This window comes from Marisediminitalea sp., assembly GCF_984433645.1.
The window spans coordinates 21,225-32,237 of record NZ_CFIDRX010000025.1; the positions used below are offsets into that span (position 1 = coordinate 21,225).

9 protein-coding genes and 1 pseudogene are annotated in these 11,013 nt (G+C 51.4%); 8 read left to right on the top strand and 2 right to left on the bottom strand.

Translation table 11 applies throughout. The features are described 5' to 3' along the window. Positions 1-1,383, bottom strand: coding sequence for an aminotransferase class III-fold pyridoxal phosphate-dependent enzyme (locus AC4MRN_RS05435; RefSeq protein WP_491202708.1), 1,383 nt, complete (start codon positions 1,381-1,383; stop codon positions 1-3). 459 nt (positions 1,384-1,842) lie between these two features. Between AC4MRN_RS05435 and AC4MRN_RS05440 the strand changes: the two genes are divergently transcribed. The 6 genes from AC4MRN_RS05440 to AC4MRN_RS05465 are packed head-to-tail and all read left to right on the top strand — an operon-like array spanning position 1,843 to position 9,003. Beyond that, positions 1,843-2,511, top strand: coding sequence for a haloacid dehalogenase type II (locus AC4MRN_RS05440; RefSeq protein WP_073317677.1), 669 nt, complete (start codon positions 1,843-1,845; stop codon positions 2,509-2,511). 8 nt (positions 2,512-2,519) lie between these two features. Continuing rightward, complete coding sequence (locus AC4MRN_RS05445) at positions 2,520-3,797, top strand: NAD(P)/FAD-dependent oxidoreductase (protein ID WP_490403126.1); 1,278 nt, start codon at positions 2,520-2,522, stop codon at positions 3,795-3,797. A gap of 38 nt (positions 3,798-3,835) precedes the next feature. Beyond that, positions 3,836-5,422 (top strand): ABC transporter substrate-binding protein, encoded by a 1,587-nt coding sequence (locus AC4MRN_RS05450; protein ID WP_491202709.1) that lies wholly within the window; start codon positions 3,836-3,838, stop codon positions 5,420-5,422. 19 nt (positions 5,423-5,441) lie between these two features. Beyond that, positions 5,442-6,398, top strand: coding sequence for an ABC transporter permease (locus AC4MRN_RS05455; RefSeq protein WP_073317670.1), 957 nt, complete (start codon positions 5,442-5,444; stop codon positions 6,396-6,398). Positions 6,399-6,400: 2 nt separating this feature from the next. Next, positions 6,401-7,228, top strand: a complete 828-nt coding sequence (locus AC4MRN_RS05460) for an ABC transporter permease (protein WP_491202710.1) — start codon at positions 6,401-6,403, stop codon at positions 7,226-7,228. Beyond that, positions 7,228-9,003 (top strand): ABC transporter ATP-binding protein, encoded by a 1,776-nt coding sequence (locus AC4MRN_RS05465; protein WP_491202711.1) that lies wholly within the window; start codon positions 7,228-7,230, stop codon positions 9,001-9,003. Before AC4MRN_RS05460 ends, AC4MRN_RS05465 begins: the two co-directional genes overlap by 1 nt. A gap of 11 nt (positions 9,004-9,014) precedes the next feature. On the opposite strand, the gene dmeF is transcribed toward AC4MRN_RS05465, so the two are convergent. Continuing rightward, complete coding sequence (dmeF, locus tag AC4MRN_RS05470) at positions 9,015-10,004, bottom strand: CDF family Co(II)/Ni(II) efflux transporter DmeF (RefSeq protein ID WP_491202712.1); 990 nt, start codon at positions 10,002-10,004, stop codon at positions 9,015-9,017. 78 nt (positions 10,005-10,082) lie between these two features. On the opposite strand from dmeF, the gene AC4MRN_RS05475 reads away from it, so the two are divergent. Both AC4MRN_RS05475 and AC4MRN_RS05480 read left to right on the top strand, forming a co-directional pair. After that, positions 10,083-10,358: a metal/formaldehyde-sensitive transcriptional repressor gene (locus AC4MRN_RS05475; RefSeq protein WP_491202713.1), complete on the top strand. Its 276-nt coding sequence runs from the start codon at positions 10,083-10,085 to the stop codon at positions 10,356-10,358. A gap of 351 nt (positions 10,359-10,709) precedes the next feature. Next, positions 10,710-11,013, top strand: a pseudogene (locus tag AC4MRN_RS05480) (DUF4198 domain-containing protein); the annotation flags it as partial.

Sequence of the window (11,013 nt, forward strand, 5' to 3'; positions counted from 1 at the left end):
TTACAGCTCCTGTTGCATCTCGTTTTGAACAACATCCAGTGCCAGCACATCGTCCAGCGTCAGTTGCAGGCGTTCAAATAAGGTATCGAAATCGCTCTCGGTGAAACACAATGCCGGCGCAAAGCCCAGAATGTTGTCGCCAAAGGCGCGGAAAATCAGTTTGTGTTGCCAGGCAATATCGGCAATGGTTTCATGCAGTTTTATCGCTGCTGGAAAAGGGCGCTTGGTGGCTTTATCGGCAACCAGTTCAATGGCACCTAACAGGCCTAAGCTGCGCACATCTCCCACCAATGGATGAGACAAGCAGGCTTGCAACTTCGCTTCAAAATACGGCGCAACAGCTTGCGCGTGAGCCAGCATGCCTTCTTCGTATATTTTGATAACTTCCAGTGCAACCGCAGCACTAACCGGATGCGCTGAATACGTCTGACCGTGTCCAACCACGGCAGCTTTGTTCGGCCCATCGGCGATGCCATTGAAAATTTCATCAGACATTAACACCGCGCCCATGGGGGCGTAGCCCGACGTTAACCCTTTGGCAATCGTCATCAGGTCGGGTTCGACACCTTCATGCTCGCAGGCAAACATGGTGCCTGTACGTCCGAATCCAGTAATGACTTCGTCTGCTAAAAACAGAATGCCTAATCGCTTACAGGTCTCGGCTATGGCTTTTAACCAGCCTTTTGGCGGCACAATTACGCCACCCGAGCCAATGACCGGCTCACAGAAAAAGGCGGCAACGTTATCAGCACCGATCTCTGCAACTTTGGCTTCCAGCTCAGATACCGAAGCATCAATGAGCTTTTGTGCAGAGTCGTAGTTACTGCGATACAGGTACGGGCAGCTAATATGGTGCTGATGGGCCAGCGGCAAATCAAAGTTTGCATGAAAAGCGGGTAAGCCGGTAATGCCCGCGCCAGTAGATGACGAGCCATGGTAGCCGCGTTGCAGCGCAATAATGTGCTTTTTAGTGGGTTTGCCAATGGCATTGTAATAATGCGTTATGTAGCGAATCGCCGCGTCGACAGCGTCAGAGCCGCCGAGGGAAAAATACACATGCTGCAATGAAGACGGTGTTATCGATACCAGTTTTTCAGCCAGAACGATGGCCGGTTCGCTACCAAAACCAAAGTAGCCGGTGGCATAAGGCAATTGATTCATTTGAGCGGTGGCAGCGTCTACAATACGTTGCTGCCCATAGCCCACATTAACGCACCATAGTCCGGCGAAGGCGTCGAGATACGTATTACCATCTGCTGCGGTAAGCCAGGGGCCATCACCAGACTGGAGTACCTTTACTCCTTTTTCCTGATGTTGACGAAAATTTGATACCGGATGAACAAGATAGCGACTGTCCATTTCTGTCAAAGCAGGCGTTTGCATGATTGTTTTCCAATTTTTCTGTATGTCGCGAGGCATAGGAAGGCGCGCGATGCATACCTGTCAGCGTGATGCACACACGCAACTGGCGCATGTACGATTTCTATCCAACATGGTAGCGGCGATCACCCGCGCGAATTGTTTGATAGCGGAACAAGAAAGGCAGTGAAATATTGTTTTTGGGCACTTCTCAGCAAAATCTGCTGTGGCGGATGGGGGAAGATAAGGGAAAGCCAGTCAACATAAGTAACACGGCTAGAGTGATTGACATTGCACCGGCTGCAGCAAGCAGGTAATGCCGGTTTGAAGAATAAAAAAGTGCGGTGTCAGCACAGCATAGTCTGCTGATTGACGAATAAAAAACACCTGCCACGTGGCGCTGAAGCGAATTATTTTGGCATTAAATAAAAAACGTCGCGTGGTGTAATAGAATTAATTGAGAACTGATAGTTGGAACCCCTAATGAGTGTATTTAAGCCTAAGTATATTTCCTTCGACTGCTACGGCACCCTGATCTTTTTTGAAATGGCCCCGATGGCGCAAAAGCTGTTTGCCGATCGCATCACACCAGAACAAATGCCGCAATTCGTAAAAGATTTTTCTGCTTATCGCTTAGATGAAGTGCTGGGCGCCTGGAAGCCTTATGCAGAAGTGGTACGTAATGCGGTTACCCGTTTATGTAAATTGTGGAACATTGAGTACCGCGACGAAGACAGTGTGGCGATATACAACGCTGTACCTACCTGGGGTCCGCATCCGGATGTAGTGGAGCCGCTGAAAAAAGTGGCTAAAGAAATTCCATTGGTCATTCTGTCTAACGCCATGAATGAACAGATTCACCACAACGTGGCGAATCTGGAAGCGCCGTTCCACGCTGTTTACACCGCAGAACAAGCACAGGCTTATAAGCCGCGTTTACAAGCCTTTGAGTACATGCTGGATAACCTGGGTTGTAACCCGGAAGACATCCTGCACGTGTCTTCCAGTTTCCGTTACGACCTGATGTCAGCCCATGATATTGGTATTAAAAACAAGGTGTGGGTAAACCGTGGTCACGAGCCCGCCAACCCGTTTTACGGCTACACAGAAATCAAAGACATTTCTGGCTTACCGGGCGTTGTAGGACTGTAAGGTACGTTATGAAAAGTGCGTCGTACTGGTTAGATACCGCGTCTACTGTCGATACCTCAGACCATACTCCGCCATCAGGTTGCGTGGATGTAGTCGTGATTGGTGGTGGCTTTACCGGCTTGTCTTCAGCGTTGGCATTAGCAAAGCGCGGTGCCAGCGTGGTGATTTGCGAAGCTGGCGTAGTGGGCGGCGAAGCGTCTGGTCGCAACGGCGGTCAGTGCAACAATGGTACGGCGCAGGATTACGCTGGTTTAGTTGCCACCTACGGTGAAGAAAAAGCACAGTCGTTCTATCAGTTTTACAACCAGGCGGTGGATTCGGTAGAGCAGATTGTGAAGCAGCATGACATCGATTGTGATTTCCGCCGCGCCGGTAAAATTAAACTGGCGGCCAAGCCTGAGCATTTCGAAAAACTGAAACGCACCCATGAGGCATTGGTGAAGGTCGTTGATCCCGATGCCAAACTGTTGGATGCCGATGCACTTCAGCAGGAAATTGCTTCTAATCAATTCTACGGGGGCCTGCTCACGCCAAACGGCGCGCAGTTACACGTAGGTAAACTGGTTCATGGGTTAGCTTCGGCGTGTGTCGAAAAAGGTGTAACCATACTGCAGCATAACCCGGTAGTAGGCACAGAAAAACGCGCTGACGGCAGTTGGACAGTAGCGACCCCGCAGCATGTGGTGGAAGCCAAATCCGTGCTTATCGCTACGGGCGGCAGTGGCCCGGGCCCATTTAGCTGGTTCCGTCGTCGCATCGTACCGGTAGGCAGCTTTGCAGTAACCACCGAGCCGTTGTCAGAGCAGCAGGTAGCCGACTTATTCCCGGGTAAGCGCTCTTACGTTACCAGTAAAAATATTGGTAACTACTTCCGTTTAACCGCTGACAATCGCTTGTTGTTCGGGGGTCGAGCGCGCTTTGCGGTGTCTAACCCACGCTCAGATCTGAAAAGTGGCGAAGTACTTCGCAAGGCATTGGACGACATGTTTCCGCAGCTTGCCAGTACCCGCATCGATTATTGCTGGGGCGGTACAGTAGACATGAGCGCCGACCGTTTACCCAAGGTCGGTGAGCACAACGGCATGTTCTACGCTATGGGCTACAGCGGCCACGGTGTGCAAATGGCGGTGCATATGGGTGAAGTGATGGCCGACATGATTGAAGGCAAAGACACTGCCTGCCCTTGGGTTACCCGCCAATGGCCCGCCGTACCGGGACACTTTGGCAAGCCCTGGTTCTTACCCTTTGTCGGAATGTATTACAAAGTGCAGGACCTGTTGCACTAAGCCGTGTTAACTGTGTCTGCGAAAAGGATAGTGAACAAATGAAGCCTGAATATCGATTTTCTGATAGTCGCCGCGCCATGCTTAAAGCAGTGGGCGCCGCAGGCTTAGTCACCGCAGCCAGTGGGCTGATGGTGCCGGGGCATGTACTGGCGCAAACCCCGGAAAATGCACAAACGCAAACACCGAAATACGGTGGTCGTATTCGGGTCGCCAGTACGTCTGTGTCAACTAAAGACACGCTGGATCCCGCCAAGGCGTCACTAAGCACCGACTACATGCGTATTTATATGCTGTACAGTGGGTTAACCCAGTTTAACCGGGAGTTGGGCGCCGATTTATCACTAGCCGAAGTACTCGAGTCTGACGACCAGCAAACCTGGCAGATCACGCTTCGCCAAGGCGTGACGTTTCACAATGGAAAGTCGCTAACACCGCAGGATGTGGTGTATTCCCTGATGCGCCATAAAGACCCGGCGACCACGTCGCGGGTTGCGCCAATTGCCGCCCAGTTTATTGACGCAAAGGTAACCGGACCAAATAGCCTGTCACTGACACTGGCGTCACCGAATGCTGATTTACCCATTATTCTGGCCTCAGCAAATTTTTGTGTAGTGGCTGAAGGTACAACTGACTTTACTCGAACTGCCAACGGTACGGGCCCTTATACACTGGCAGAATTCAGTCCGGGTGTGCGCACCATAGCGCGTAAAAACCCAGATTTCTTTAAGCCCGGTCGTCCCTATCTGGATGAAATTGAATTGGTGGGTATTGCCGATGAATCATCCAGGGTAAATGCCTTGCTGTCTGGAGATATTCAGATGGCACTGGCATTAAACCCGCGTTCGACCAAACGGGTGCGACGCTCTGGTAATTGTGATGTGATGCAAACCGAGTCTGGCTTGTACACGAACCTCATTATGCGTCAGGACGTTTACCCCACGAACAACCCTGATTTTGTGCTGGCGAACAAATATATGATGAACCGGCCGCTGATAAAACGCGCGCTGTTCCGCGGTTATGCCACCATTGCCAACGACCATCCGGTGCCGCCAAGTCATCGTTACTACAATGCGGATTTGCCCCAGCGCCCCTATGATTTGGATCGTGCCCGCTATCATCTGAAGAAAGCAGGTATGACCGGCGCTCGCGTGCCGGTGTTTGCGTCTCCGGCAGCGGAAGGCTCGACCGACATGGCGGCATTGTTGCAATTGGCCGGTATTGAAACTGATCTCAAGCTAGGCATAAACCGGGTACCGGCTGATGGCTATTGGTCGAATCACTGGATGAAGCACCCCTTAGGATTCGGCAATATTAACCCGAGAGCCAGTCTGGATGAGCTTTTCAGCTTGTTTTACAAATCTGATGCGCCCTGGAACGAATCCGGCTGGCAAAACCCACAGTTCGACCAACTGTTATTGGCCGCGCGCGGTGAAGGTAACGAACAGGTGCGCAAACAAATGTATGGTGATATGCAAACCCTCATTGCTGAGCAATGCGGCGTGAGCATACCGGTCTTTTTAAACATCATTGACGGTTACGACAAACGTATCAAAGGCTTCTACCCCATTCCGACTGGCGGGTTCATGGGCTACAGCTTTGCTGAACACGTTTGGCTGGACGCCTGATTTTCAAGGGAGTATTTACATGAAAGTCATCCTCCGGCTTATTGCCCAGCGCATTGGTGTGTCACTGATCACCTTGCTGATTGTATCTGCAGTGGTGTTCTTTATTGCTAACTTGTTGCCTGGCGATGCGGCACAGGAAATGTTGGGTCAAAGCGCTACGCCTGAAGCGGTCGCTGAATTACGTGAGGCCTACGGCTTAAACGACCCGCCACCGGTACGCTATGCCAAATGGTTGGGTGGCTTGCTCACCGGTGATGCGGGCGTCTCGTTAGCAAATGACCGTCCGGTTGATGCGCTGATTGGCGAGCGCCTGAGCAAGTCTTTACTGCTTGCCGGGTTTACCGCCGTGCTCGCCGTGCCATTTGCTATGGTACTGGGCATTGTATCGGCCATGTACAGCGGTAGCCGCATCGATAAAGCGGTGAATATTTTCACCTTGTCGATGGTTGCCGTCCCCGAGTTTCTGCTGGCCACCATCCTGGTGCTGATCTTCGCAGTAGAACTTAACTGGTTGCCGTCGCTATCGTATATTCCCCGCGATGCCACGGCTTATGACTATTTCAGGGCCTTTGCCATGCCGGTTGTCACGCTTTGCATTGTGTTAAGTGCGCAAATGGCCCGTCTTACCCGTGCTGCGGTGGTAGAACAACTGTCGCAGCCCTATGTTGAAATGGCGCTGTTGAAAGGCGCGACTTTGTCGCGTGCCGTATTGCGCCATGCCCTGCCCAATGCTGTTGGCCCTATTGTGAATGCCATTGCCTTGAGTCTGTCCTATCTGCTGGGCGGGGTGGTCATTGTGGAAGTGATCTTTAACTATCCCGGTGTAGCAAGTTTAATGGTAGATGCGGTAACCAACCGCGATATGCCACTCCTTCAGGCCTGCGCCATGCTGTTTTGTGTGGGCTATCTCATTTTGGTCCTGATTGCCGATATTTCTGCCATTGTGGCCAACCCCAAACTGCGTAAGGGAGGTTAATTATGCGGTCTCAACTCTCTGCGTTACCGGTGTCGGGGAAGATAGGTTTGTCGCTGGTGGTATTCTGGGTCGTGCTGGCCATTATAGGCCCGTTTATAACGCCCTATTCTGCCAGCGAGCTGGTGGCCTATGATGTGTTTGAGTCATTCAGCGGTAAATACTGGCTGGGTACCGACTACCTGGGGCGTGACGTATTAAGCCGCCTGTTAGACGGTGCGCGCTTTACCATTTTTATTCCGCTTGCAGCCGCCGGAATGGCATGCGCTACGGGCACCTTCATTGCGCTATTTGCTGCGGTGAGTCATCGGCGCACCGATGAAGCTATCAGCCGCTTTATGGATGCGTTGATTTCAATTCCCAGCAAGATCTTTGCGCTGGTGATGATTGCTGCGTTTGGCTCGTCCGTACCGATTCTGCTTACGATTACAGCTATTAGCTACATGCCCGGTTCGTTCCGTTTGGCGCGTTCGCTGGCGGTGAATGTGGCTAACATGGACTTTGTTACAGTGGCGCGCACACGCGGTGAAAGCCGCGCTTATCTGGCGGTAAAAGAAATCCTGCCGAATATTGTGCACCCTATGTTGGCTGACTTTGGCTTGCGCTTTGTGTTTGTGGTGTTGCTGTTAAGTAGCCTGAGCTTTCTTGGTTTGGGTGTGCAGCCGCCTCAGGCTGATTTGGGTTCGCTGGTGCGCGAAAATATCTCGGGTCTGGCTGAAGGCGCGCCTGCGGTAATTATACCTGCCATTGCTATCGCCACTATTACCATTGCTGTGAATTTGCTAATCGACAGCCTGCGCGGCGGCGCGACCTATTCAGCGGGGAGTAAATAATGACGAACCACGTAGAAGTGAATCAGTTATGCGTAGACGTTGGCCCGATTGAGTCGCCTAAAACCATTGTTCACGATGTGAGCTTTACGCTGAAGCGAGGTGAAGTACTGGCGCTGATTGGCGAGTCTGGTTCCGGTAAAACCACCATTGCGTTATCGTTATTGGGTTATGCCCGGCCGGGTTGCCGCTTGAGCAGCGGTGCGGTGAATGTGGGCAATGACAACATGCTTGCACTCAATGAAAAGCAACTGGCAGATCTCCGTGGTCGCAAGGTGGCGTATGTTGCGCAAAGTGCGGCAGCTGCGTTTAATCCCTCGCGCCGTATTATGGATCAGGTTATAGAAAGTGCCTTGATGCATGGCGTGTTGAACCGCGAACAGGCGAAAGTAAAAGCTGTCGATTTGTTTAAGCAACTGGCATTGCCGGAGCCGGACACTATTGGTGCCCGTTATCCTCACGAAGTGTCTGGTGGACAGCTTCAGCGCTTAATGGCAGCAATGGCGCTGATTTGTGAGCCAGAACTGGTGATCTTTGATGAGCCTACCACTGCGCTGGACGTCACCACTCAGGTGGAAGTGCTTAAAGCATTTAAAGCGGCCGTGAAAGCTTATAACACCACCGCAGTGTACGTATCTCATGATCTGGCGGTGGTTGCGCAAATGGCAGATCGCATTCTGGTGCTACAGCATGGCAAGGTCATGGAAAACAATGTGACCAGCCAAATTCTGAATCACGCCGAGCACACATACACCCGCCAGCTACTGAGTGCGGTTCAGGACAGTGATGCGTTTCAGGATAACCCTAAGCACGATACCGTACTGGAAGTGGCCAACATTGAAGCGGGTTACGGAAAGATCCTACGTGATGGCTCGGTAGAGATTCCGGTGCTGTCAGATATTTCGTTAAAAGTCAGGCAGGGGCAAACCGTTGGGATCATCGGTGAATCGGGGTCAGGTAAGTCAACGTTCGCTCGCGTAATTGCAGGCCTGCTGCCTGCCGCAAAAGGCTATATGCTGCTGAACGGCAAAGAGCTCAAACCTGCCATTGATGAACGCAGTAAAGCTGAGTGTCAGCACATTCAAATGGTGTTTCAAAACGCCGATACCGCGCTAAATCCCGCGCATAAAGTTGGTGATATTCTGGGTAGACCGTTAACCTTTTTTCATGGTTTGACTGGCCGGGCGCGCGCAGAACGCGTAGCAGAGTTATTAGAGTTGGTGAAATTGCCCGCTGATTTGGCCCATCGAAAATGTGGTGCGCTGTCGGGTGGGCAAAAACAACGGATTAACCTGGCCCGTGCCCTGGCGGCTGAGCCGACGGTAATCTTGTGTGACGAGGTAACATCGGCGCTGGATACCGTGGTGGCTGCCGCGATTCTGGACCTGCTCAAAGAGCTTCAACAAAAGCTCAATATTGCCATTGTGTTTATTAGCCATGACATTTCCACGGTGAAAAGCCTGTGTGATGAAGTGGTGGTGTTGTACAAAGGCAAAAAGGTGGAGCACGCCAGCGGCAAAGCGTTCAGAGCCGGGCCGTATCACCCGTATACTGAACTGCTGGTTAGCAGCGTGCCAACACTGGACCCTTTATGGCTGGATACCAAACCTGACGGTCATGAGCAGGCCACGGTACGTATTGCGCAAAACGATGCGCTGTGCCGGTTCCGCAATCGCTGTTCGGTGAGTATTCAGGGGCAATGCGACAGCCTGCCGCCACCCGAGCACAAGCTGCCAGAAGGTAAGCGCATTCTATGTCACAAGGACATGGCCCTGTAACGAGAACCTCGCTACAGGGTATCTACCCGGTTAACCTCAACGGTGAGATGGTCAATGTCCAGATGACCAGACACTACGGCCCGGTAGCTCTCGGCGTCGCTATCAGTGGTCGTGGCTACCGTTAATACGCCCGCCACATGTTTTCCTGATAGCTGCCAGCAGTGAAAATCGGTGACTTTGGTGTCGCCGGTTTTTTCAATATGATCGGCAATCACTTCCAGCTTTTCGGTGTGTAACGACTTGTCGAGCAACATACCGCTGCTGTCTGAAATCAGATGCCAGGCCCATTTTCCGATTACCACTGCGCCTACAATCCCCATGAGCGCATCTGCCCATAACCAGCCGTAATATTTACCCAGAATAAGCGCCGCTATGGCCAGCAATGAGGTGAGTGTGTCAGCTAGCACATGAAAATACGCGGCTTTCAGGTTGTGGTCGTGATGATGGTCATTGTTTTCATGTGCGTGTCCATGACTGTGACCGTGAGAATGACCGTGATGATGGTGGTCGTCATGCAGCAGAAATACGGAGGCTACGTTCACCACAAAGCCAATAATTGCTACGATAATTGCTTCATTAAAACTAATTAATTCAGGTAAGAACAATCGTTCTGTAGACTCAATTAGCATCATCAGTGCAACCGTACCTAGGGCGACTGCGCTGGCAAAGCCGCCCAACGCGTTTACTTTACCGGTACCAAAGGTGAAGGCACTGCTGTTGCGGTGTTTACGTGAATACCAGTACACAAACATCGACACGGCAAACGCAGCGGAGTGGGTAAACATGTGCCACCCATCGGCCAGCAAGGCCATCGAACCAAACCAGGTACCCGCCACAATTTCCACGACCATGGTGACCGTGGTCAGCAAAAACACCAGGTTTATCTTTTTCTCGGCAGCCTGGGTGTCTACATAATAGTTATGGGCATGACGCCAATCGCCAGTCGACGTGCTGTTGCAATTGTCATGTTCATGATGGTGTGTGTGGTGATGAGAAGTCATAGCGCTGCATTACCCTTTCGGTGTGTGATAGCGACTGTTATACTGTACCCCAGTATACCATTGTGATATGTGAAAACCATGGCACACATCAAAAATAACCAGCAGGCGTTGCTCACCCGGGTCAAGAAAATTCGCGGGCAGCTGAATGCTGTGGAAAAGTCGCTGACCGAAGACACCGAGTGCCTGGCTATTTTGCAACAGGTGACTGCCATTAAAGGCGCAGTGAACGGCCTGATGACGACCATTCTGGATGATCACATTCGTGCCCACCTGGGCGATCCTGAACTTACCGAAACACAGCGCAATGAAGAAATTGACGCGCTGAGCAAGCTGCTTAAATCGTATTTGCGTTAGCGGTCGACGCTCCTTCCACAAGCTGACTTTCTGTAGCTTATTCTCTATAGCTGCCAGTGCTTTATCACGTGTGAGCTGTACTGGCGCATTGTATGTGCTTCTTCTCCCCTATTTAAAAAAACGCCAGGCTTAATTCGGCCTCGACATGCGACGCATGAAGCAATGGCAGGCCAATATTTTCGGCAGAATGTGCTTTTAATCGCATTAAGAATGAAATTTGCTGATCAGGAGGGTGTGAAAGACTAAGGAATACCAGGTCGGGTTTTGCCGTATCCGCTTTAATCGTGATGAATGAAAAAACGGAAAGGCGTTAATCAGTTAAACCACGAAAATAATATATAGGGAACAAGTATGTTGAAGAAGATTACCGTAATGGCGCTCGCCGCGCTGATATCCGCGCAGGCCAGTGCGCATGGCATTTGGTTTGCTGAGCGTTCAAAACAACTTGCGCTTATCTATGGTGTTGGGGCTGATGATCTAGACGCCGTGCAGCGCTTACCTAAAATTGCGTCTGTGTCGGGGTTTGATGAAAATTGGGGTGGAGTAGACGTTGAATTAACGCCAAGTGGCCCACTGTTGTTGGTGACTAGTGATGAACGCCCCGCAGCGGTGTCTGCGGTGCTCAACAATGGCATTTGGAGTAATACCGGCGATG

Excerpts from the sequence above, each read along its gene's own strand:
- AC4MRN_RS05435 (WP_491202708.1), bottom strand. The coding sequence starts at position 1,383 with ATGCAAACGCCTGCTTTGACAGAAATGGACAGTCGCTATCTTGTTCAT.
- AC4MRN_RS05440 (WP_073317677.1), top strand. The coding sequence starts at position 1,843 with ATGAGTGTATTTAAGCCTAAGTATATTTCCTTCGACTGCTACGGCACC.
- AC4MRN_RS05445 (WP_490403126.1), top strand. The coding sequence starts at position 2,520 with ATGAAAAGTGCGTCGTACTGGTTAGATACCGCGTCTACTGTCGATACC.
- AC4MRN_RS05450 (WP_491202709.1), top strand. The coding sequence starts at position 3,836 with ATGAAGCCTGAATATCGATTTTCTGATAGTCGCCGCGCCATGCTTAAA.
- AC4MRN_RS05455 (WP_073317670.1), top strand. The coding sequence starts at position 5,442 with ATGAAAGTCATCCTCCGGCTTATTGCCCAGCGCATTGGTGTGTCACTG.
- AC4MRN_RS05460 (WP_491202710.1), top strand. The coding sequence starts at position 6,401 with ATGCGGTCTCAACTCTCTGCGTTACCGGTGTCGGGGAAGATAGGTTTG.
- AC4MRN_RS05465 (WP_491202711.1), top strand. The coding sequence starts at position 7,228 with ATGACGAACCACGTAGAAGTGAATCAGTTATGCGTAGACGTTGGCCCG.
- dmeF (WP_491202712.1), bottom strand. The coding sequence starts at position 10,004 with ATGACTTCTCATCACCACACACACCATCATGAACATGACAATTGCAAC.
- AC4MRN_RS05475 (WP_491202713.1), top strand. The coding sequence starts at position 10,083 with ATGGCACACATCAAAAATAACCAGCAGGCGTTGCTCACCCGGGTCAAG.